The 23,983-nt window shown below is 35.8% G+C and carries 24 protein-coding genes; 17 read left to right on the plus strand and 7 right to left on the minus strand.

The genetic code is table 11. From position 1 onward, the window contains the following. Nucleotides 1-203: 203 nt before the first annotated feature. From gyrA to dnaA, 6 genes are all read right to left on the minus strand, one after another. The gene (gyrA, locus tag MKX31_RS23660) at nt 204-2,675 is read right to left on the minus strand and encodes a DNA gyrase subunit A (protein ID WP_064475170.1); all 2,472 of its coding nucleotides are present in this window, start codon (nt 2,673-2,675) and stop codon (nt 204-206) included. 88 nt (nt 2,676-2,763) lie between these two features. After that, nucleotides 2,764-4,686, minus strand: coding sequence for a DNA topoisomerase (ATP-hydrolyzing) subunit B (gene gyrB, locus MKX31_RS23665; protein WP_000435974.1), 1,923 nt, complete (start codon nt 4,684-4,686; stop codon nt 2,764-2,766). Nucleotides 4,687-4,724: 38 nt separating this feature from the next. After that, a complete protein-coding gene (gene recF, locus MKX31_RS23670; RefSeq protein ID WP_000470743.1) occupies nt 4,725-5,852 on the minus strand; it encodes a DNA replication/repair protein RecF in 1,128 nt (375 codons plus the stop codon). 12 nt (nt 5,853-5,864) lie between these two features. Continuing rightward, nucleotides 5,865-6,077: a S4 domain-containing protein YaaA gene (yaaA, locus tag MKX31_RS23675; protein WP_000821367.1), complete on the minus strand. Its 213-nt coding sequence runs from the start codon at nt 6,075-6,077 to the stop codon at nt 5,865-5,867. Between the two features lie 127 nt (nt 6,078-6,204). Next, the gene (dnaN, locus tag MKX31_RS23680) at nt 6,205-7,344 is read right to left on the minus strand and encodes a DNA polymerase III subunit beta (RefSeq protein WP_098103041.1); all 1,140 of its coding nucleotides are present in this window, start codon (nt 7,342-7,344) and stop codon (nt 6,205-6,207) included. A 178-nt stretch (nt 7,345-7,522) separates the two neighbouring features. After that, nucleotides 7,523-8,863 carry a chromosomal replication initiator protein DnaA gene (dnaA, locus tag MKX31_RS23685; protein WP_000428027.1) on the minus strand — a complete coding sequence of 447 codons (1,341 nt, stop codon included), beginning with the start codon at nt 8,861-8,863 and terminating at the stop codon, nt 7,523-7,525. 565 nt (nt 8,864-9,428) lie between these two features. On the opposite strand from dnaA, the gene rpmH reads away from it, so the two are divergent. From rpmH to spo0J, 10 genes are all read left to right on the plus strand, one after another. Beyond that, nucleotides 9,429-9,563: a 50S ribosomal protein L34 gene (gene rpmH / locus MKX31_RS23690; protein WP_000831901.1), complete on the plus strand. Its 135-nt coding sequence runs from the start codon at nt 9,429-9,431 to the stop codon at nt 9,561-9,563. Between the two features lie 76 nt (nt 9,564-9,639). Beyond that, nucleotides 9,640-9,987, plus strand: a complete 348-nt coding sequence (rnpA, locus tag MKX31_RS23695) for a ribonuclease P protein component (RefSeq protein WP_000731505.1) — start codon at nt 9,640-9,642, stop codon at nt 9,985-9,987. Nucleotides 9,988-10,039: 52 nt separating this feature from the next. Further along, nucleotides 10,040-10,807 carry a YidC family membrane integrase SpoIIIJ gene (spoIIIJ, locus tag MKX31_RS23700; RefSeq protein WP_000726759.1) on the plus strand — a complete coding sequence of 256 codons (768 nt, stop codon included), beginning with the start codon at nt 10,040-10,042 and terminating at the stop codon, nt 10,805-10,807. Then, complete coding sequence (jag, locus tag MKX31_RS23705; RefSeq protein WP_000117926.1) at nt 10,804-11,421, plus strand: RNA-binding cell elongation regulator Jag/EloR; 618 nt, start codon at nt 10,804-10,806, stop codon at nt 11,419-11,421. Before spoIIIJ ends, jag begins: the two co-directional genes overlap by 4 nt. Before the next feature lie 226 nt (nt 11,422-11,647). Next, a complete protein-coding gene (gene mnmE / locus MKX31_RS23710; RefSeq protein WP_000393766.1) occupies nt 11,648-13,024 on the plus strand; it encodes a tRNA uridine-5-carboxymethylaminomethyl(34) synthesis GTPase MnmE in 1,377 nt (458 codons plus the stop codon). 46 nt (nt 13,025-13,070) lie between these two features. Beyond that, a complete protein-coding gene (gene mnmG, locus MKX31_RS23715; protein ID WP_000541060.1) occupies nt 13,071-14,960 on the plus strand; it encodes a tRNA uridine-5-carboxymethylaminomethyl(34) synthesis enzyme MnmG in 1,890 nt (629 codons plus the stop codon). Between the two features lie 21 nt (nt 14,961-14,981). Next, complete coding sequence (gene rsmG, locus MKX31_RS23720; RefSeq protein WP_001019619.1) at nt 14,982-15,701, plus strand: 16S rRNA (guanine(527)-N(7))-methyltransferase RsmG; 720 nt, start codon at nt 14,982-14,984, stop codon at nt 15,699-15,701. Between the two features lie 105 nt (nt 15,702-15,806). Further along, entirely contained in the window at nt 15,807-16,679 is an 873-nt protein-coding gene (gene noc / locus MKX31_RS23725) for a nucleoid occlusion protein (RefSeq protein ID WP_000799025.1), read from the plus strand. A gap of 189 nt (nt 16,680-16,868) precedes the next feature. Further along, complete coding sequence (soj, locus tag MKX31_RS23730; protein WP_000516117.1) at nt 16,869-17,630, plus strand: sporulation initiation inhibitor protein Soj; 762 nt, start codon at nt 16,869-16,871, stop codon at nt 17,628-17,630. Then, entirely contained in the window at nt 17,623-18,474 is an 852-nt protein-coding gene (gene spo0J / locus MKX31_RS23735) for a stage 0 sporulation protein Spo0J (RefSeq protein WP_001051813.1), read from the plus strand. Before soj ends, spo0J begins: the two co-directional genes overlap by 8 nt. Nucleotides 18,475-18,494: 20 nt before the next feature. Here spo0J and yyaC read toward each other — a convergent pair whose 3' ends face one another. Beyond that, a complete protein-coding gene (yyaC, locus tag MKX31_RS23740) occupies nt 18,495-19,091 on the minus strand; it encodes a spore protease YyaC (protein ID WP_088047701.1) in 597 nt (198 codons plus the stop codon). Nucleotides 19,092-19,351: 260 nt separating this feature from the next. Here yyaC and MKX31_RS23745 point away from each other — a divergent pair, with 260 nt between their 5' ends. From MKX31_RS23745 to MKX31_RS23775, 7 genes are all read left to right on the plus strand, one after another. Continuing rightward, complete coding sequence (locus tag MKX31_RS23745) at nt 19,352-20,209, plus strand: mechanosensitive ion channel family protein (RefSeq protein WP_340981603.1); 858 nt, start codon at nt 19,352-19,354, stop codon at nt 20,207-20,209. Between the two features lie 20 nt (nt 20,210-20,229). Beyond that, on the plus strand, nt 20,230-20,427 hold the full coding sequence (locus tag MKX31_RS23750) for a DUF951 domain-containing protein (RefSeq protein WP_000436051.1): 198 nt from the start codon (nt 20,230-20,232) through the stop codon (nt 20,425-20,427). A gap of 114 nt (nt 20,428-20,541) precedes the next feature. Next, the gene (ychF, locus tag MKX31_RS23755) at nt 20,542-21,642 is read left to right on the plus strand and encodes a redox-regulated ATPase YchF (protein WP_088047702.1); all 1,101 of its coding nucleotides are present in this window, start codon (nt 20,542-20,544) and stop codon (nt 21,640-21,642) included. A gap of 191 nt (nt 21,643-21,833) precedes the next feature. Beyond that, on the plus strand, nt 21,834-22,124 hold the full coding sequence (gene rpsF / locus MKX31_RS23760) for a 30S ribosomal protein S6 (protein ID WP_001233781.1): 291 nt from the start codon (nt 21,834-21,836) through the stop codon (nt 22,122-22,124). 26 nt (nt 22,125-22,150) lie between these two features. Further along, nucleotides 22,151-22,672, plus strand: a complete 522-nt coding sequence (ssb, locus tag MKX31_RS23765) for a single-stranded DNA-binding protein (protein ID WP_064460038.1) — start codon at nt 22,151-22,153, stop codon at nt 22,670-22,672. Nucleotides 22,673-22,716: 44 nt separating this feature from the next. After that, nucleotides 22,717-22,950, plus strand: coding sequence for a 30S ribosomal protein S18 (gene rpsR, locus MKX31_RS23770; RefSeq protein ID WP_000918874.1), 234 nt, complete (start codon nt 22,717-22,719; stop codon nt 22,948-22,950). Between the two features lie 82 nt (nt 22,951-23,032). Next, nucleotides 23,033-23,968: a YybS family protein gene (locus MKX31_RS23775; RefSeq protein WP_340981605.1), complete on the plus strand. Its 936-nt coding sequence runs from the start codon at nt 23,033-23,035 to the stop codon at nt 23,966-23,968. The last annotated feature ends 15 nt before the right edge of the window (nt 23,969-23,983 follow it).

Raw genomic sequence — 23,983 nt, forward strand, 5'->3', positions numbered from 1 at the left:
ACGTTGTTTGTTTCGTTTAGTTTTCAAAGTTCAACATCGCGTTTCAGCGACTTTCATAATATATCACAGTATATTATTTTCGTCAACAAGTTTTTTAAGATAATTTGTATCTCTCATTTGCTGACTCTGCCTATTATATAGACTTTCCCATTGCTATGCAAGTATTATTATAAAAAAATAAGAGGAGGAAAAAATCCCCCCTCTTATTCTTCAGAAGAAACCTCTTCATTAGATTCCTCTTCTTCATCTTTCTGTGCTTTTGCTACCGTCGCTACCTCTTGCTCATCCTCTAATCGAATTAGACGAACACCTTGTGTATTACGTCCCATTTGAGAGATTTGATCAACTGGCATACGAATAATAACACCTGCTGCCGTAATTAACATGATATCTTCTTCACCTGTTACAGATTTAACAGCTACTAATTTACCGTTTTTATCTGTAATATTACAAGTCTTCAGACCTTTACCACCACGGCTTTGTAAACGGTATTCATCAATAGGTGTACGTTTTCCATAACCATTTTTCGTTACGATTAGAACATTTACATCCTCTTCGACAATTTCCATGCCTACAACTTGATCTTCATCACCTAATGTAATTGCTTTTACACCAGCCGCATTACGTCCCATAGAACGCACATCTTGCTCGTTAAAGCGAATTAACATACCATTGCTTGTTCCTACAATAATATCCTTATCACCAGATGTTAAACGTACAGATATTACTTCATCCTCTTCACGAAGAGAAATGGCGATTAAACCATTCGTACGTATATTTGCAAATGATGAAAGTGGCGTTCTCTTAGAAATACCTTGTTTTGTTGTGAAGAATAAGAATTCATCATCACCAAATTCACGAATTGGAATAATGGCGTTAATCCATTCACCCTTATCTACACCTAATAAGTTAATAATAGGTATACCTTTTGCTGTACGACTATACTCTGGGATTTCATATCCTTTCGTACGGTATACTTTCCCTTTATTAGTAAAGAATAAAATGTGATCATGCGTAGAAGTAGTTAATAAATGTTCTACGAAATCATCATCATTTGTTCCCATTCCTTGCACACCACGTCCACCACGGTTCTGTGTTTTGTACGTAGAAGCCGGTAACCTCTTAATATAACCATTATGAGTTAACGTAATAGCGATGTTTTGCTCTGGAATCAAATCTTCATCTTCAATAAATTCCATGCCACCAATTGTGATTTCCGTTCGTCTCTTATCATTGAAGCGTTCTTTTACTTCCGTTAATTCTTCACGAATAATTTCAAGAACTTTCTCTTCATCTGCTAAGATTGCTTGTAATTCAGCGATTAACTTCATTAAGTCTTGATATTCTTGCTCAATTTTTTCACGTTCTAATCCTGTTAAACGTTGCAGACGCATATCTAAAATTGCTTGTGCTTGTTTCTCACTTAAACCGAAACGTTCCATTAAGCCCTGTTTTGCAATATCTGCTGTTTTCGAACTACGAATTAACGTAATAACTTCATCTAGATGATCTAGAGCAATTCGTAATCCTTCTAAAATATGAGCACGCGCCTCTGCTTTTTCTAATTCATAAGCAGTACGTCGACGAATTACTACCTTCTGATGCTCCAAGTAATGATATAAATTTTGTTTTAAATTTAGTACTTGTGGCTCTCCATTTACAAGAGACAACATATTAATACCAAAACTCGTTTGAAGTGCTGTATGTTTATATAGATTATTTAATAGTACATTGGCATTGGCATCACGGCGTACTTCCATAACAATACGCATACCGTTTCGATCTGACTCATCACGTAAATCCGTAATACCTTCAATTTTCTTATCACGAACTAATTCTGCAATTTTTTCAATTAATCGCGCCTTATTAACTTGATAAGGTAGTTCAGTTACAAGAATAGATTGTTTACCATTTGACTTCTCTTCAATTTCAACTTTAGCTCGAAGCATAATAGAGCCTCTACCTGTTTCATACGCTCTTCGAATCCCACTTCGTCCCAAAATTAAACCTGCTGTTGGAAAATCTGGTCCTGGAATAAACTCCATTAATTCCGCAATCGTAATGTCGGGATTATGGCTTAGTGCCAATACACCATCAATTACTTCACCAAGTTGATGCGGTGGAATATTCGTTGCCATACCTACCGCAATACCCGTCGTACCATTCACTAATAAATTAGGGAAACGCGCTGGCAATACAATTGGCTCTCTTTCAGAACCATCATAGTTATCTTGATAATCAATCGTGTTTTTTGAAATATCACGTATTAATTCCATAGAGATCTTAGACATTCTCGCTTCTGTATAACGCATCGCTGCTGCTGAATCACCATCAACAGAACCAAAGTTACCATGCCCATCAACAAGCATATAACGTTGACTAAAATCTTGCGCCATACGTACCATCGTCTCGTAAACAGCTGAATCACCGTGAGGGTGATACTTACCGATTACTTCACCGACAATACGCGCTGATTTCTTATATGCTTTATCAGCTGTAATTCCTAAATCATTCATCGCATATAAAACCCTACGATGCACAGGTTTTAATCCATCACGAACATCTGGTAATGCACGAGATACGATAACACTCATTGCGTAATCTAAAAACGAGGTACGCATTTCATGACTAATATTAATTTCTCGAATTCGTGCTTGTTGTTGATTGTCTGACATCAACCAGCACCTCCTCTTACATTTCCGTTACACATACATTGATTTATATGTAGAAGACAGGAATACTTAGATTCCTGTCATTACCCATTTAAATATCAAGGTTTTTCACGTATTTTGCATTTTCTTGGATAAAGTTACGACGTGGCTCTACTTTATCTCCCATCAAAATTTCAAATGTTTCATCCGCTTCAATTGCATCTTGAAGTGAAACTTGAAGTAATGAACGTACTTCTGGGTCCATTGTCGTCTCCCATAACTGAGTTGGATTCATTTCCCCTAGACCTTTATAACGCTGAATCCCCGGCTTAGGTTGGGCTGGTAATTCAGCTAAGATTTTTTCAAGTTCCTTATCGTTGTAAGCATATTGAATTTTCTTACCTTGTTGTACTTTAAACAAAGGTGGCTGTGCGATATATATATAACCGCACTCAATTATTTGACGCATATAGCGATAGAAGAACGTTAATAATAGGGTACGAATATGCGCACCATCAACATCGGCATCCGTCATAATAATAACTTTATGATAGCGTGCTTTTTCAATAGCGAAGTCTCCGCCGATATTTGTACCAATCGCCGTAATAATTGTACGAACTTCATCATTTGATAAAATTTTATCTAAGCGTGCCTTTTCAACATTAATAATTTTACCCTTCAGCGGTAAAATTGCTTGGAAATGACGATCGCGCCCTTGTTTTGCAGACCCACCCGCAGAGTCACCCTCTACGATATAGATTTCACTAATTGCTGGATCTTTAGAAGAACAGTCTGCCAATTTCCCTGGTAAACTTGAAACTTCTAAAGCACTCTTTCGGCGAGTTAACTCACGAGCCTTTTTAGCTGCTACACGCGCACGCGCTGCCATCGTCCCTTTATCTATAATTTTACGTGCAACATTGGGATTTTCCAGTAAGAACTTTTCAAATGCCTCTGAGAATACTGACTCTGTAATTGTTCTTGCTTCACTATTTCCAAGTTTTGTCTTCGTTTGTCCTTCGAATTGTGGATTTGGATGTTTAATTGACACAATCGCTGTTAAACCTTCACGAACATCTTCACCAGTTAAATTACTATCCGCATCTTTTAAAATATTATTTTTACGACCATAATCGTTGATCACACGAGTTAAGGCTGTTTTAAATCCTACCTCATGTGTACCACCTTCATACGTATGAATATTATTTGTAAATGAGTAAATATGATTTGTGTATCCTTCGTTATATTGAAGCGCAACTTCAACCTGAATACCATCTTTTGAACCTTCTACATATACAGGTTCTTCATGAATTGGCTGTTTTGAACGATTTAAATGTTCAACATATGATTTAATTCCACCTTCATAATGGAATTCTTTCTTCTGTTTATGTTCACGTTTATCTTCAATTGTTAATTTAATATTACGATTTAAAAATGCTAATTCACGCATACGAGTTGCTAACGTATCAAATTCGTATACTATTGTTTCCTGAAAAATTTCTGGATCTGGTTTAAATCGAGTTATCGTCCCTGTTTGATCTGTGTCACCAATGACTTTTAAATCCGCAACCGGAATACCTCTTTCGTATTTTTGATAATGGATTTTGCCTTCACGATGTACAAATACTTCTAGTTCTGTTGATAGAGCATTTACTACAGATGCCCCAACACCATGCAAACCACCAGAAACTTTATAACCGCCACCGCCAAACTTACCACCAGCATGAAGAACGGTCATTATAACTTCCACAGCAGGACGTCCCATTTTTTCTTGTATACCAACTGGAATACCACGTCCATTATCCGTTACAAGAATACTATTATCTTCTTCGATACTAACGTTAATTTCATCACAATACCCTGCAAGTGCTTCATCAATACTATTATCGACGATTTCCCACACAAGATGGTGAAGTCCTTTTCCACTTGTAGATCCAATATACATCCCAGGGCGTTTTCGAACCGCTTCTAATCCTTCAAGTACCTGTATCTGACTTTCATCATATGAGTTTTCTTCCATTTGCTTTTGTTCCATTGACACAAAGATCACCTACTTTTCCATTTAAATAGGGATTACGCCCTATCTATTTCACAATCTACCGTGCCGTTCGTTACATGAATTGTTTTCGCTTCTTTTAATGTTTCGTGTTCAATTCCGTCGACACTCGTCGTTGTCACAAATGTTTGCACTTTTCCTTGAATTGTATTTAACAGATGCGATTGACGATAATCATCTAATTCTGATAATACATCATCCAATAAAAGAATCGGATATTCCTTAACTTCTGAGTAAATCAATTCAATTTCAGCTAATTTTAGGGACAGTGCGGTCGTTCGTTGTTGTCCTTGCGAACCAAAGACTTGAACATTTTTACTATTAACGAAGAATTGTAAATCATCACGATGAGGACCAATTAAAGTCGTACCACGGAAAATCTCACGTTGTTTCACAGATTGAAAATTTTCATAGTATACTTCTTTTATTTTCGACAAATCCATTGATTCTGATACATCTACACTTGGTTTATAGACAATTTCTAATTCTTCTAATCCACGGCTTATACCGCGATGAATTGGAGCTGCCCATTCTTGTAGTAAATGCAAAAACTCAAACCGTTTTTGCAATATTTTTGCACCATGCTCAATAAGTTGAAGTGTAAATACATCCAACATCGTTTCCTCATTCTTACTATTCCCTTGCATCTTTTTCAGCAAGTGATTTCGTTGCGTGAGCACCTTTTGATATTGACTCAATTCATACAAATAGACTGGAGCTATTTGGCCTAATTCCATATCTAAAAAGCGTCTTCTTACTTGAGGGCTTCCTTTTACAAGATTTAAATCTTCTGGGGCAAACATGACAACATTCATCATGCCAATATATTGACTCAATTTTTGTTGTTCAAGTTGATTTAATTTTGCCTTTTTACCTTTTTTCGAAATATTTAATTCCAAAGACAAAGAACTATTTCTCTTTTGTAATTTCCCTTTAATTTGACCGAAGTCTTCATCCCAACGGATAAGCTCGCGATCATTAGAGGTTCTATGAGATTTCGCCATCGCTAAAACATAAATAGCTTCCATCAAATTCGTTTTCCCTTGTGCGTTTTCACCGATAATCACATTCACTTTATCTTCAAAGGAAAGCTCTAACTTTTCATAATTGCGATAGTTTTTTAATTGTATTTCTGAAATAAACAAAGGGCTCCCCCTTTATGACTGAACTTGGAAACTTCCGCTTCCTGGAATTTCAATAATATCGTTCGCATATAATTTGCGACCTCTTCTATTTTCAAGTTCTTGATTCACGTACACTTCATATTCTTGTAAAAACCATTTTACAGCGCCACCTGTATCAATTACATCAGCTAACTTCAAAAATTGTCCTAGTGTAATATACTCTGTTGAAATTTTAATACGTTTCATAAAATCGCTCACTTTCTGAAAGTGTTCATTCTTTCATTGTACTAAATAAACTAACATTAGGAAAGTAATACCCAAAAATCAAATAAGGGCTACTAGTATCTGAAAACTAGCAACCCTTACTTCTTACTTAGTAAGTACGAACCGGTAAAATTAATTGAATAATGGAATCATCATTTACTGTACGAATTAAGAATGGTCTCATCGCACCAGTAAAGCTAATTTTAATTTCAGTACTATCTAAAGCTTTTAATGCATCCATCATATATTTTGCACTAAAAGATATTTTTAACTCTTCCCCATCTACTTTTTCACATTGAACTTCTTCTACTACTTTCCCAATTTCTGGTGAATTCGAAGAAATTTCTAGCATTTCCTGTTCTAAAGTTGATAATTTTACAACATTATTACGACCATCCCTTGCTAATAGAGATGCACGATCAATTGCTTGTAAAAATTCTTTTGTATTTACAAAAATATCTGTTTTACTTTCGGCTGGAATTAAACGAGTTGTATCCGGATAATTACCTTCTAACAATCTTGAGAAGAATAATAAATGCTTTGTACGGAATAATACTTGATACTCCGTAATAACGATATCTACCATTTCTTCAGACTCATCTAGAATTTTGCTTAATTCATTTAAGCTTTTACCTGGAATAACAACATTCGCTTGAAATTCATCTGCGATTCCTTCGATTTTTGCTTTTCGAAGAGCTAACCTGTGACTATCTGTAGCAATGCAAGTTAATTCGCTGTTATATACTTTCCAGTTTACACCTGTCAAGATCGGTCTTGTTTCAGAAGTGGAAACTGCAAATACAGTTTGTCTGATCATATGTTTCAGTAAATCTGTTGGAATCTTAAAAACATGATGTTCTTCAATTTGTGGTAACAATGGATATTCAGCAGAATCTAAACCATTTAAATTAAACTCTGATTTTCCAGAAATTATTTTCGTCATAAAATGATTTTCCACAGAAATTTCGACAGTCTCTTTAGGTAATTTTTTTACAATCTCACTAAAATATTTTGCTTGTAAAATAATACTTCCTGATTGTGCTACTTCTACGATTTCTTTTCCATTGTCTTCAACTGGGATAAAGGATTCAATAGAAATATCAGCATCGCTTCCTGTTAACGTAACTCCTTCTTCCGTAGCGACAACTTTAATTCCTGTAAGGATCGGAATTGTTGTACGAGAAGAAACAGCCTTCATTACATCTTGTACACTTCTTACAAGATAGTCTTTTTGTATTGTAAAACGCATAAAGAAAAACCTCCGGTAAGTATAATATTTTATTTAATTAATAAAGATAAAAAATAGTAGTAATAGTAATAGGGCTTGTGGATATGTGGATAACCCCGTTAAAGGATGTAAAAACAGTCTATCTACATGTGGATAGACTGTGCGTAAAACAAGGGAAGTTATTCACACTATTCAGCTACTACTTTAAAATATCGTTAATTTCTTCAACTTGTTTTTGTAATTGCGTATCCGTTTTAAGTAGCTTAGAAATTTTTTCATGAGCATGGATAACTGTTGTATGATCACGTCCACCAAATTCTTCACCGATTTTAGGTAAGGAGTAATCTGTAAGTTCGCGTGATAAATACATTGCAATTTGGCGAGGGAAGGCAACTGATTTTGTTCGCTTTTTCGCCTTGAAATCTTCCAGTTTTATTTGATAAACATCCCCGACAGCCTTTTGAATATCATAAATGGAGATAATTTTTGGTTTAGAATTTGGAATAATATTTTTAAGTGCTTCAGCTGCTAAATCAGCATTAATATCTTTGTTAATTAAAGATGAATAAGCTACAACTCGGATAAGTGCACCTTCTAGTTCACGAATGTTTGAATCAATTTGATTTGCAATATAAAGCATAACCTCATTTGGTATATCGAGTCCTTCAGCCTTTGCTTTTTTACGTAAAATTGCAATTCGTGTTTCTAAATCTGGTGGCGTAATATCCGTAATGAGTCCCCATTCAAAGCGAGAACGAAGACGATCTTCTAAAGTTGGAATTTCTTTTGGTGGCCGATCACTTGAAATTACAATTTGTTTACTTTCTTCGTGTAATGCATTGAATGTATGGAAAAACTCTTCTTGAGTTTGTTCTTTTCCTGCTAGAAATTGAATATCATCTATTAATAAAACATCTACATTACGGTATTTATTACGAAAATCGACCGCTTTATTATCACGAATTGAATTAATGAATTCATTTGTAAATTTTTCTGATGATAAATATACAACCTTTGCGTTTGGGTTATGTTCAATTACATAATGACCAATTGCATGCATTAAATGGGTCTTCCCGAGTCCAACTCCCCCGTAAATAAAGAGGGGATTATATGCTTTAGCTGGCGCTTCGGCTACTGCCAATGAAGCAGCGTGAGCAAAACGGTTACCAGAGCCAATAACAAATGTATCAAACGTATATTTTGGATTTAGCATACTCTGTGGTAAATGATTAGAATCATCTTGTGCTGAATTTGGTTTAGAAGGAGGAAGATCAATCTCCTCTTCAGCTTGACTTTGGGGAATAATAAAGCGAATAGCTAATTTTGCCCCCGTTAAATCATAAAGTGTTTCCGAAATTAGCTCTGAATAATGAGATTCTAACCAATCACGAGCGAATTCATTTGGAGCTGTAATTGTTAATACGTCTTTCTTTAAATTATGTGCGGTTGTTGATTTTAACCATGTTTCATAACTTGGTTTACTGACCTTTTTTTCTAGTTCTTTTAAGGCGCTGTTCCATAAATCAGAGATGTTTTCCAAAGGTGTCCCTCCTTTACTAAGATGGTAAAAGAATAAGGTTGCGCAACAAATGTACAACCTAAATAAATATAAAATGTATATTTATACGAAACGTATTTTAAAACCTAAAAACGTCGTTTGTATATGAGATAGGGTTTTCGACAAAAAAAGCAAATGTGGATAAGCATTTACCCACATGTGATTAAAACTGTCCACATGTTATACACAAATTGTGGATAAGATAAAGGTGTGGAAAACTTATTCAAAGTGAAAACACAACTATAATATCAAAAAAAAGTAGCTATAGCAATGAATTTAAGAAAGTTATCCACAAAATCAATACCTTGTGGAATAAACTTGTCCACAACACGATATACTGTGTAAAAGTACGAAAAGGGTTTGTGGATATAAAAACCCAGAAAAAACATTTATCCACAAGCAAATATAGGGTCTGTGAAAAAGTATGTGAATAGGTTCAAAATGAATATTTGATGAAAATTTCGAGAACCATTGACATTTTCCTAGTTGATTAACTATAATTTATAGGACTGTCTTTAACAGATATTCCTCAGGGAGGTGTCATATAATGAAAAGAACTTACCAACCAAATAAACGTAAGCGCAGCAAAGTACATGGTTTCCGCAGCCGTATGAGCACAGCGAACGGACGTAAAGTGCTAGCAGCTCGTCGTCGTAAAGGAAGAAAAGTATTATCTGCGTAGACCACTGATCGTTCAGTGGTCTTTTTTTCTAATAATAGTGAATTTCCACTGATGAACTACAGGAGTGTCAATTGATATGAAGAAAAAATATCGTATAAAAAAGAATGATGAATTCCAGACGGTTTTTCAAAAAGGAAAATCGAATGCTAACCGTCAGCTTGTTGTCTATCAACTAGATAAGGGAGAGCAGCCAAACTTTCGTATTGGCCTTTCTGTCAGCAAGAAAATAGGAAATGCAGTAGTGCGTAATCGAATTAAACGTATGATTCGCCAGTCGATCACAGAATTAAAAGATGAGATAGATTCTGGAAAAGATTTTGTTATAATAGCAAGGAAGCCTTGTGCAGAGATGACATATGAAGAATTAAAGAAAAGCTTAATTCATGTCTTTAAACGCTCTGGTATGAAAAGAATAAAAAAGTAGCGTAAGGAAATGAATTACACTATATACATACCGAAACAAGGAGGAGCAGGCTTTGAAAAAGAAAATAGGTTTACTAGCCATGGTTATTGCATTAATGGCAATTGCTACTGGCTGTAGTGAAGTGAATCAGCCGATTACACCGAAAAGTACTGGAATTTGGAATGAATATTTCGTATATCCGCTTTCTCAGTTAATTACGTATTTTGCCAACTTATTTGGTAGTAATTACGGTTTAGCAATCGTTGTTACAACTCTTATCATTCGTTTTGCATTATTACCATTAATGATTAAACAAACGAAGAGTACGAAAGCAATGCAGGCGTTACAACCAGAAATGGTGAAGTTAAAAGAGAAATATAGTTCTAAAGATCAAGCAACACAGCAAAAACTACAACAAGAAATGATGCAGTTATATCAAAAAAATGGTGTAAACCCATTAGCAGGATGTTTACCGATATTTGTTCAGATGCCTATTTTATTCGCGTTTTACCATGCGATTATGAGAACAGCTGAAATTAGTAAGCATACATTTTTATGGTTCGATTTAGGGCAGGCAGATCCGTACTATATCTTACCGATTGTCGCGGCAATTACGACATTTATTCAGCAAAAGCTTGCAATGGCAGGAACAGCTGGTCAAAATCCGCAAATGGCAATGATGATTTGGCTTATGCCAATTATGATCTTAGTCTTTGCAATTAACTTCCCAGCTGCATTATCACTTTACTGGGTTGTTGGTAACATCTTTGGTATCGCTCAAATGTACTTGATCAAGGGGCCAGAAATTAAGGCTAGTAAGGCAGGAGGATCAAGCAAGTGAGTGTAGTTACTGCTAAAGGACAAACAGTCGAGCTGGCAGTACAAGATGCTTTAAGACAACTAAATGTTCCAAAAGACCGAGTAGATATAAATATTATTGATGAGGGTAAAAGAGGGTTCCTAGGTTTATTTGGGAATCGACCTGCAGTAGTAGAAGTTGTATTGAAGAAAGATCCAATTCAAGAATGTGAAGAATATTTAAAAAATGTTATTCACGATATGGGTGTGGAAGCTGAGATTAGTAAAATTGTAAAAGGACGCGAAGTTGAATTTACAATTTCTGGCGAAAATATAGGTGTTTTGATTGGTAAAAGAGGAAACACCTTGAATTCTTTACAGTATTTAACAAAACTTGTGGCGAATCGTAGTACGAAGCAGTATATTGGTATCACACTAGATGCTGAAAATTATCGTAGTAAAAGAAAAGGTACATTAGAAGCACTTTCTTATCGATTAGCAAAACAAGTAGTAAGTACGAAAAAAAGAGTTGTGTTGGAGCCTATGCCATCTTTTGAACGAAAGATTATCCACCAAGCATTATCTAATCATCAAAATATCATTACAACTTCTGAAGGAAAAGAACCACATCGACATGTTGTAATATCTTCCAAGTGACCGGTTACTCAATTGAGTGCCGGTTTTTTTGAGCGGAAAATAGGTGTGGATAACTAAAAAACACTAAACTTATCCACTGTGAATAAGTTTAGTGTTTTTTACATGAGGACATAATAAAATGAGTTATTATTCTTTTGTAGATAGGTTCGTTATGGTATTCTAATAATTTAGTGAAGAAAATAATCATGTTGAAATAGAGATAAATAAGCAAGTGAGGTGAAAGGACATGGAATTTGATACAATTGCCGCGATTTCCACAGCGCTTGGAGAGGGTGCAATTGCCATTGTTCGAGTAAGTGGGGATGATGCGGTTGAAAAAGTTAATCGTATTTTTAAAGGGAAGGATTTAACAGAAGTTCCTTCTCACACAATTCATTATGGTCATATTGTCGATTTAGATACAAATCAGGTTATTGAAGAAGTGATGGTATCTATTCTGCGTGCACCAAGGACTTTTACACGTGAAAATATAGTGGAAATTAACTGTCACGGCGGACTTGTTTCGGTAAATAAAGTATTGCAGCTTATTTTAGCACAAGGAGTACGATTAGCAGAGCCTGGTGAATTTACAAAACGTGCTTTTTTAAATGGCCGTATTGATTTATCACAAGCAGAAGCTGTTATGGACTTAATCCGTGCAAAAACAGATCGTGCAATGAACGTAGCGATTAACCAAATGGAAGGGCGATTATCTAAATTAATCGGCCGTCTGCGTCAGGACATATTAGAAACGTTGGCTCATGTTGAGGTAAACATAGATTACCCAGAATATGATGATGTGGAAGAAATGACACATAATATTTTAATTGAGAAAGCTACACATGTTCGTACGGAAATTGCAAAAATATTAGAAACATCGAAGCAAGGAAAGATTTTACGTGAAGGTATTGCTACTGCAATCATCGGTAGACCTAACGTTGGGAAGTCATCGCTATTAAATAGTCTTGTTCAGGAGAAAAAGGCAATTGTAACTGATATTGCAGGAACAACTCGTGATGTTATTGAAGAGTACGTTAATGTGCGTGGTGTACCACTTAAACTTATAGATACAGCCGGGATTCGTGAAACAGAAGATGTTGTTGAACGAATTGGTGTAGAGCGTTCAAAAGAAATGATGAGCCAAGCTGATTTAGTTTTAGTTGTCGTTAATTATAGCGAGGCTTTAACGCATGAGGATGAAGATCTATTCCGTGCCGTACAAGGAAAAGATTTCATTATTATTGTAAATAAGACAGATTTATCGCAAGTAATCGATATGGAACGTGTTACAGAATTGGCAGCGGGAAATCGTATTATTACAACATCGTTAATTGAGGAACAAGGAATAGATGAGCTTGAAAAGGCAATAGCTGATTTATTCTTTGAAGGAACAATTGATTCTGCAGATGTGACATATGTTTCTAACGCGAGACATATTGGATTATTAACACAAGCAGGAAAAACAATTGGAGATGCAATTGAGGCAATAGAAAATGGTGTTCCAATTGATATGGTGCAAATTGATTTAACAAGAACGTGGGAAATACTTGGTGAAATTACTGGTGATACCGTCCATGAAAGCCTAATTGACCAGTTGTTCTCTCAATTTTGTTTAGGAAAATAATATAGCGATGTTTTAGAAAGATAGAGATTATTAGGAGGAATAAACAATGGGATACAATGCCGGTTCATACGATGTCATAGTAATCGGTGCAGGTCATGCAGGATGTGAAGCTGGTCTTGCGGCAGCACGAATGGGCTCCAAAACATTAATGTTAACAATTAATTTAGATATGGTAGCGTTTATGCCATGTAACCCTTCTGTTGGTGGACCAGCAAAAGGGATTGTTGTTCGGGAAATTGATGCATTAGGCGGAGAAATGGGACGCAACATTGATAAAACGTATATTCAAATGCGTATGTTAAATACAGGTAAAGGACCAGCTGTACGCGCGCTTCGCGCACAAGCAGATAAGTTCTCTTACCAGCATGAATTAAAGAAAACAATTGAAGAAACACCAAATTTAACGTTGTTCCAAGGAATGGTTGAGCGTTTAATCGTCGAAGATGGCGAATGTAAAGGGGTAGTTACGCAAGCTGGTGCTGAATATACAGCCAAAACAGTTGTAATTACGACTGGAACATTTTTACGCGGTGAGATTATTATGGGAGGTTTAAAATATTCGAGCGGTCCGAATAATCAACAACCATCTATAACTTTATCCGAACATTTAGAGGAGCTTGGATTTGATCTTGTTAGATTTAAAACAGGTACACCTCCGCGTGTAAATAGTAATACGATTGATTACAGTAAAACAGAAATTCAGCCAGGTGATGATAAACCACGAGCTTTCTCTTTTGAAACGACAAAATTTATTATGGATCAAATTCCATGTTGGTTGACGTATACAAGTACGGAAACACATCGTTTAATAGATGAAAACCTACATCGCTCAGCTATGTATTCTGGTATGATTAAGGGAACAGGACCTAGATATTGTCCTTCAATCGAAGACAAAGTAGTAAGATTTAATGATAAACCACGTCATCAAATTTTCTTAGAGCCAGAAGGACGTAATACACAAGAGGTGTATGTACAAGGTTTATCCACAAGCTTACCAGAAGATGTGCAACGTGATATGCTTAGAACAATACCTGGCCTAGAAAACGTTGAAATGATGCGTACAGGTTATGCAATTGAATATGATGCAATTGTGCCAACACAACTATGGCCAACACTTGAAACGAAAAAAATTAAAAATTTATATACAGCAGGACAAATTAACGGAACTTCTGGTTACGAAGAGGCGGCAGGACAAGGGCTTATGGCTGGGATTAATGCAGCATGTCGTTCTTTAGGTAAAAAAGAAGTTATTTTAGGTCGCGCGGATGCTTATATTGGTGTCTTAATTGATGATCTTGTAACGAAAGGTACAAATGAACCATATCGCTTATTAACGTCTCGTGCAGAATATCGCCTATTATTACGCCACGATAATGCTGATCTTCGTTTAACTGAAGTTGGTCGTGAAATTGGATTAATTAAAGAAGAACGCTATGAGCGATTTACAAATAAAAAATTAAAAATTGAACAGGAAAAGGAACGTTTAAGCAGCATTATTATTAAACCACGTCCTGAAGTTCAAGAATTAATTCGTAGTATTGGCGGAAGTGAATTGAAAGATGGAATACGTGCAAGTGACTTATTACGTCGTCCAGAGATGACATATGAGCATATTCATCTTTTAGTACCAAGTGAAGTAGAATTAAGTGATGAAATTACAGAACAAGTTGAAATTCAGATTAAGTACGAAGGATATATCGAAAAATCTTTACAGCAAGTAGAGCGTATGAAGAAAATGGAAAACAAAAAAATCCCTGTGGATATTGATTATGATGCGATTTCTAGCCTTGCCTCAGAAGCGAGACAGAAATTGAAAGATGTTCGTCCACTTTCAATGGGGCAGGCTTCACGTATTTCTGGCGTGAATCCAGCGGATGTTTCTATTTTACTTGTGTATATTGAACAAGGAAAAATTGCGCGAGTATCGAACCAATAAATAGTAAGGAGATATTGTTAGATGAACATAGAACAATTTCAATCTATGCTAGAAGAGAAGGGTATCACCCTCTCTTCTAGACAGTTAGAGCAGTTCGAAATCTACTTTGAAACATTAGTAGAGTGGAATGAAAAAATGAACTTAACGGCTATTACGGAGAAAGAGGAAGTATATTTAAAACACTTTTTTGATTCCATTACGGCTGCTTTTTATTATGATTTTTCAGAACCATTCTCAATTTGTGATGTTGGCGCAGGAGCTGGATTTCCAAGTATTCCTTTGAAAATCTGTTTCCCGCACTTAAAAGTAACAATTGTAGACTCATTGCAAAAACGTATTAACTTCTTAAATCATTTAGCACAAAAGTTGGAATTAGGTGACGTTGCGTTTTGTCACGATCGTGCTGAAACATTTGGGAAAAAAGAAGGTGTACGTGAATCGTACGATATTGTAATGGCACGTGCAGTTGCGCGTCTTTCGGTATTGAGTGAGCTATGTTTACCACTTGTAAAAGTTGGGGGAACGTTCATTGCAATGAAAGGTGCCGCAGCAAACGAAGAAATTGAAAATGGCAAGTATGCTTTAGAGGTGCTAGGCGGGAATTTAAAAGAAATGTCTACGTTCCAATTACCGTTTGAAGAAAGTGAACGTAATATTTTATTAATCGAGAAAAAGCGCAAGACACCAAAGAAATATCCACGCAAACCGGGAACACCCAATAAATTACCTATTGAAAAATAAATCTTATTAGACGTAAGATTGAATTATATAAATGAAAACGTAAATGTTTCATAGGAAACATTTTATGGAGAATAGTCAATAGGCCTAAAAGGTGGTGGAATATGTATGAAAAATACGTTTTCTCGTTTATTTGGCTTTGGAGATAAAGAGAGCGAATTCGAATTACAAGACGAAAGCCATGAAGAAATAGATAAAAAGGTATATGAAGAAATACAAGAAATTCCGATAGTAAATATTACCCCTAACCGTTATCAACCACGAACAGTTTTTGATGATGCACGAATTGAAGAGCTAGCACTAACGATTCGTACACATGGACTGATTCAGCCGATTGTTGTGAGGCAATATGAGGATGACAAGTACGAGATTATCGCTGGAGAAAGGCGTTTCCGTGCGGCAACAAAGTTAGGGTGGGAAAAGGTTCCTGCAATTATAAAGAACTTAAATGATACAGAGACAGCTTCTGTAGCTTTAATTGAAAACTTGCAACGTGAGGAACTAACAGCAATCGAGGAAGCTGTGGCATATCAAAAGCTAATTGAGTTACATAATTTAACACAAGAAGCATTGGCACAACGACTTGGAAAAGGACAATCCACAATCGCAAATAAGTTGCGATTGTTAAAGTTGCCTGAAGAAATAAAACGTGCGTTATTAGAAAAAAGTATTACAGAACGTCATGCCCGCGCGCTCATTCCTTTAAAGAATGAGGAATTACAACTGAAGGTTTTACAGGAAATTGTGGAGAAACAACTGAATGTAAAGCAAACAGAGGAACGAATTGCGAAATTACTAGAGGAAGCCAAACCGAAGCGTAAGGCAAAGCAAAAAGCAGTAAGTCGAGATACGAGAATTGCCATGAATACAATTAGGCAGTCATTACAAATGGTTGCTGACAGTGGTTTAAATGTTAATTCTGCGGAAGAAGAATTTGATGAGTACTATCAAATTACAATTAAAATTCCGAAGAAAAAATAATAATGGCGTGTTAGAGACCTTATCCTATTGGATAGGTCTCTTTTACTATATTTTCTTGTTAGATGAAGAAGGAGTTTAGAAATAAATTTTGAAGTTTAATAAGGACGTAAAAGAAAAACTTTTATTTCATGTTACAATAAACGTAATTATTACTAGAATAAGATAGAAAGGTTGAAAGTAGGTGACATCATGGGAAAAATCATTGCTATTGCCAATCAAAAAGGTGGCGTTGGAAAAACAACAACATCTGTTAATTTAGGGGCTGGATTGGCACAAGTAGGTAAAAAAGTCCTTCTTGTAGATATTGACGCTCAAGGAAATGCAACGACTGGTGTGGGAATTGAAAAATCCGAATTAGATCAATGTATTTACAATGTTCTTGTGGAAGATGCAGATGTTCAAGGGGTTATACGTAAAACCGCAACTGAAAACTTAGATGTTCTACCCGCTACAATTCAATTGGCAGGTGCTGAAATTGAATTGGTACCGACTATTTCCCGGGAAGTACGTTTACAAAGGGCATTACAGCCAGTTCGTGATGAATACGACTATATTATTATCGACTGTCCCCCGTCCTTAGGGTTATTAACGATTAATGCATTAACCGCAGCAGATTCTGTTATTATTCCTGTTCAATGCGAATATTACGCACTAGAAGGATTAAGTCAGCTATTAAATACAGTTCGACTTGTGCAAAAGCACTTAAATAAAAATCTAGCAATTCAAGGTGTATTGCTAACGATGTTGGATGCCCGCACGAATTTAGGGATCCAGGTTATAGATGAAGTGAAAAAATACTTTAGGGATAAAGTATACCGTTCGATTATTCCTCGTAATGTTCGTTTAAGTGAAGCACCAAGTCATGGGAAACCAATTATGCAGTATGACGCTAAATCAAGAGGGGCAGAAGTATATATAGATTTAGCAGAGGAAGTGATTGCAGGTGGCTAAAGGATTAGGAAGAGGAATTAATGTGTTTTTTCCTGATTTAGATGTGAAAGAAGAAGAGGCAATTCAGGAGATTGTGATAACTGAATTAAGACCGAATCCATATCAACCACGTAAACACTTTAATAAAGAGGCAATTCAAGAATTATCGGCCTCTATTAAAGAACACGGCATATTGCAACCGTTAATTGCTAGGAAGAGTATTAAAGGATATGAAATTGTTGCAGGTGAAAGAAGATATCGTGCTGCCAAAGAGGCAGGGCTCGAAAAGGTACCTGCTGTTGTAAGACAATTAAATGAGCAGCAAATGATGGAGTTTGCATTGCTTGAAAACTTACAACGAGAAGATTTAAACCCAATGGAAGAAGCAATGGCATATCAAATGTTAATGAATGAGCTAAATGTAACGCAAGAACAATTAGCAAAACGTCTTGGTAAGAGCAGACCTTACATTGCAAATTATACGCGGTTATTAAGCCTCCCTCCATTTGTGCAAGATATGATTGCAAATGGTCAACTTTCAATGGCCCATGGGAGAACTTTGCTTACGATAAAAGATGAAGAACAATTGAAATCTTTATTAAAACGAATCGAAAAAGAAGGATTAAACGTTCGTCAATTAGAGAAAATTGTTCAGGAGATTAATCAACGCGTTTCACGTGAAACAAAACAAGTGAAAAAAGAGAGAAACATATTTTTCGTAGAACGCGAAACGTTCTTAAGAGAAAAGTTTGGCACAGATGTGAAAATTAAAGAAACGAAAAAAGAAAAAGGTAAAATCGAAATTGAATTTTTTAATAAAGAAGATTTAAATCGTATTTTAGAATTATTAGCGCAGAAAAACTAAAAAGCAAACCATCTTATTATTTATAGATGGTTTGCTTTTTTTAATACAGATAATTTTTGGTCTGTTTCTTTTATACTTTGTGCAATTACATCAGCCATTTTCATGACTAAACTTAATCGTGTATTTTGCAGGACGAAAAACTCCATAAAACCATTTAGATTTACGATGCCATGAATATGTAAATCACCAACTGCAGGTAATTTCTTGTTCATCGCAGCTCCAGGTTTACTAGGCCCCATTCCGGTAGTAATGGAACCGATGCTTTGAGACTTTCCTAAACAGGCATCGACCGCAATTATAAATGAAGTAGGATTATCTTTCTGTATATTCCGAATTCTTTCTTCTAAATTTAGCGCATGCACTGGCTCATCTAGTGTGCCGAACACTTGGAAGTTTTTAATTCCTACTTGTTCTAGTTTCGTACCGACTAACGGACCGAGTGCATCGCCTGTAGAACGGTCTGTGCCGATACAAACGAGAATAATCGGTATATTCGTTTTAATAGGGATATGGGAAAGTAAGAAGTTACTAATTGTCTCGGAGGCTTCTACGTCTTGGTGCATAACATTTTGAGTTTCTTTTTCGAAAAAGGGTAAGCGAAAACTTCCAATATTCATGAAGCATCCATCCTTTTAATAAATTTTCAAAATATGTTATATGGTGAGTAAAATGGAAAACTATAAGTGCGTACTTCCTGTAAAATTTGAGTGAAAACGGAAATAATAGTACTAGTATATATATATTCGTTCCATTTTATACCTGCATGGAAGTTAACAAATGCAATTAAAGTCATAAAAATTTTTCAGAAATGAGGGTGACTTCTGATACAATGAGAAGGATAATTAAAAAGAAATTTTAGCTGGAGAGGTAGAGGTACATGGATTTAGCGTTGAAATGGTTTGAGTCCATTGATTGGACGAATATAGGTGTGAAATCACTAAAAATAGTCGTTATTTTAATACTTGGTGCAATTATTGTGCGAGTTGCGCGTGCAATTGTACGAAATGCGTTTCGTATGGGAAGCCGTTCGCCAATTCAAATTTCAGAACGTCGTACAGTTACAGTAGCGAAGTTACTTGAAAATATTGTGGCATACGTTGTTATGTTCATTATGTTAATTGCGATTTTGGGTGTGTTTAATATTAATGCATCTGGTTTATTAGCGGGTGCCGGGGTAATTGGTTTAGCAGTCGGATTTGGTGCTCAAAGTTTAGTGAAAGATGTTATTACGGGGTTATTTATTTTGCTAGAAGATCAATTTTCAGTAGGTGACTATGTAAAAATTGGTCAGTTTGAAGGTGTCGTTCTAGAAATTGGACTTCGTACAACAAAAGTAAAGAATTGGACAGGCGAAATTCATACTTTACCAAATGGAAGTATCATTCAAGTTACGAACTATTCCGTTAGTAATAGTGTAGCATTTGTTGATGTATCCATTTCGTATGAGGCTGACATAGCGAAAGCGGAGCAAGTTATTGAAGAGTTATTAGAAGAATTACCTGCACAGTATACGCAAATGGTAGCAAAGCCTCAGTTATTAGGTGTGCAAACATTGGCTGCATCAGAAGTTATATTACGTGTTATTGCGGAAGTAGAGCCGATGCAACATGCGGTTGTTGCAAGAGCCCTTCGTAAAGAAATTAAAAATCGTCTAGATTTACATGGGATTGAAATTCCATATCCACGTATGGTTTTATATAATCGTGAAGAATTGGTGAGTGGAAAAGCAATTTAGTATGGAGAGGGGTTTGGAGAATGGAGCAAAAGCAGTATAACTTGTACGATGTTGTGGAAATGAAGAAAGCCCACCCATGTGGTGAGAATCGCTGGAAGATTATTCGTATGGGAATGGATATCCGCATTAAGTGCGAGGGATGTGACCATTCAGTAATGATTCCTCGAAGAGAATTTGATCGTAAGGTGAAAAAAATACTTGTGAAGCACGAAGAATAGAGAGAAAGTAACAGTTGCAATGGGCAGCTGTTACTTTTTTCGTTTGGAGGAAACTTGTCATTTTTTTCGTTACTATCTATAATGATGAAAGATTGAGACATAGGAGTGAAAAATATGGGATTAACGGCTGGGATTGTTGGATTACCTAACGTAGGGAAGTCAACTTTATTTAATGCAATTACACAAGCAGGAGCAGAATCTGCAAACTATCCATTCTGTACAATTGATCCAAACGTAGGGATTGTAGAAGTACCAGATGAGCGTTTAAATAAATTAACGGAATTAGTAGAACCGAAAAAAACTGTTCCGACTGTATTTGAGTTTACTGATATTGCAGGTATCGTAAAAGGTGCTAGTAAAGGTGAAGGTTTAGGAAATAAATTCTTATCTCACATTCGCCAAGTAGATGCAATTTGCCAAGTTGTTCGTTGTTTTGAAGACGAAAATATTACACACGTTTCAGGGAAAGTAGATCCAATCGATGATATTGAAACAATCAACTTAGAGCTAATCTTAGCGGATTTGGAATCTGTTGATAAACGTATCGAACGTGTTGCGAAGTTAGCAAGACAAAAAGATAAAGAAGCTGTATATGAGCATGAAATTTTAGTTCGTTTAAAAGAAGCTTTTGAAGAGGGAAAACCAGCTCGTACTGTTGAATTTGCAGAAGAGCAAATGAAAATTGTTAAAGGCCTTCATTTACTTACAACGAAAGAAATGCTATACGTAGCAAACGTAAGTGAAGATGATATTATGGATCCTTCTGAAAATAAATATGTAAAAATGGTAAAAGAATTTGCTGCAAATGAAAATTCTCAAGTAATCGTTGTATGTGCAAAAATCGAAGAAGAAATCGCTGAGCTAGATGAGGAAGAGAAAAAAGTATTCCTTGAAGAACTAGGCATTGAAGAATCTGGTTTAGATCAATTAATTCGTGCTGCATATGATTTATTAGGACTTGCTACTTACTTCACAGCTGGTGTGCAAGAAGTACGTGCATGGACGTTTAAACAAGGTATGAAAGCACCACAATGTGCTGGCGTAATTCATACAGACTTTGAGCGTGGATTTATTCGTGCGGAAACAGTTTCTTACGAAGACTTAATGACAAACGGTTCTATGACAGCTGCAAAAGAAGCTGGTAAAGTTCGTTTAGAAGGAAAAGAGTATATCGTAAAAGACGGAGACGTTATGCACTTCCGCTTCAACGTTTAATTCAATATTTCCTAGGAAAAATAAAGATATGAGCTTGGCAAATATATTATGTGTTTGCCAAGTTTTTTATGCATGGGTGAGTTGATTCATCTAACTTACTATGATATAATCTAAACTCGTGAGTAATTACTATAAATTAATTGCTCCTTGCCCATTATGGGCCGTTTAGACCAAAAGGAGGTGAAAGTGTAATGAGAAAGTACGAAATTATGTACATCATTCGTCCTGGCGTTGAAGAAGAAGCTCAAAAAGCTTTAGTTGAACGTTTCGCAGGTGTTTTAACAAACAATGGTGCAGAAATCATTAACACGAAAGAGTGGGGTAAGCGTCGTTTAGCTTACGAAATCAACGACTTACGTGAAGGTTTCTACATGATCTTAAACGTGAACTCTAACGCAGAAGCAATTAACGAATTCGACCGTTTAGCTAAGATCAACGAAGACATCCTTCGTCATATCGTTGTTAAAGAAGAAGAAAAATAATTGATATATAAGGGAGAGTGGTTCGATTGATGAATCGTGTTATCCTCGTTGGTCGTTTAACTAAGGACCCTGACTTACGTTACACGCCCAATGGTGTTGCAGTAGCTACTTTTACGTTAGCTGTGAATCGCGCATTTGCGAATCAACAAGGTGAGCGTGAAGCTGACTTTATTAATTGTGTAATATGGCGTAAACAAGCAGAAAACGTAGCAAATTATTTGAAAAAAGGTAGCTTAGCAGGCGTAGATGGACGTCTTCAAACTCGTAATTACGATGGACAAGATGGTAAACGTGTATATGTAACAGAAGTTCTTGCGGAAAGCGTACAATTTTTAGAGCCGCGTAATGGCGGTGGGGAGCAACGTGGTTCATTTAATCAGCAACCATCAGGAGCTGGTTTCGGTAACCAAAGCTCTAACCCATTTGGTCAATCTAGTAATCAAGGCAACCAAGGTAACCAAGGGAACTCTGGATTTACGAAGAATGACGATCCATTTTCAAATGTAGGTCAACCGATCGACATTTCCGACGACGATTTACCGTTCTAATACAGTAAATTAGTTAGTTTTAACAAAGAATGGAGGGAATAGACATGGCAGGACGCAAAGGTGGACGTGCGAAACGTCGTAAGGTGTGTTTCTTCACATCTAACGGCATCACTCGCATTGACTATAAAGATGTTGATTTATTAAAACGTTTCGTTTCTGAGCGTGGTAAAATTTTACCTCGTCGTGTAACAGGAACAAGCGCAAAATACCAACGCAAACTTACAGTTGCAATTAAACGTGCTCGTCAAATGGCACTTTTACCATATGTTGGTGAATAATAGCGTATGAAATGCACAGTAGAGTCGGACTCTACTGTGCATTTTGCTATGCTTTTCTTTTTTTTGAAAGAGAGGTTAGATGATGAAGAATACGAAATTTATTACTGAGGGTGCAGCGCTGTTAGCTATATATGCAATGTTATTGCTTATATCTATGTATGTTCCAATCTTAGGTACAGTTGTAACGTTTGCGTTGCCATTGCCGTTTATATTGCTAACGATAAGATATAGATTATCTAACGCCTTTATAGTTTTTACTGCGGCATTTTTAATTGCTATTATTTTAGTTCAACTGATAGGTCTAATAAAGACGGTCGTGTTTGGGATGATGGGTATTGTTTTAGGATACATGTATAAACAGCAAAGAAAGCCGTTGGAAATTTTGATAACAGGTTCACTTGCATACTTAATCAGTATTATGCTCATTTACGTTGCGAGTATAAAGTTTTTTAACATAGATTTCATAAAGCAAATGCAAAATATGTTTAATGAAAGTGTAGTGCAAAGTGAAAAGATAGCAAGTGCTGCCGGTATGCCGGTTAGTAAAGAACAAAAAGAGTTATTTGCACAAATGAATGATATATTACAAACGATATTCCCGAGTATATTTGTAATGGTTTCTGTATGTCTTTCTTGGATTACAGTGATAATATCAGGTAGTATTTTAAAAAAGTTAAAACATGAAATAACATCTTGGCCTAAATTTAAAGATATACAATTACCAAAGAGTATTGTTTGGTATTACGTTATATTTATTTTGCTATCAACTTTTATAAAAGTAGAACCGACATCATATTTACATATGGTATTTTCTAACCTATATGTCATATTTGCTTTATTACTAGTACTGCAAGGTCTGACATTTATCGCTTTTATAGCGCATAGCAAAGGTTTTACGAAAGGAGTTCCTATTATTAGTTTTATTGTCTGCATGTTTATTCCGATGCTGTTTCCTCTTGTGACAATCTTAGGTATAATTGATTTAGGGATTTCATTGCGTTCTAAAATAGGAGGATAAAGTAATATTCCTTAT

It is taken from the genome of Bacillus sp. FSL M8-0063 (genome assembly GCF_038005545.1).
Lineage (GTDB): Bacteria > Bacillota > Bacilli > Bacillales > Bacillaceae_G > Bacillus_A > Bacillus_A wiedmannii.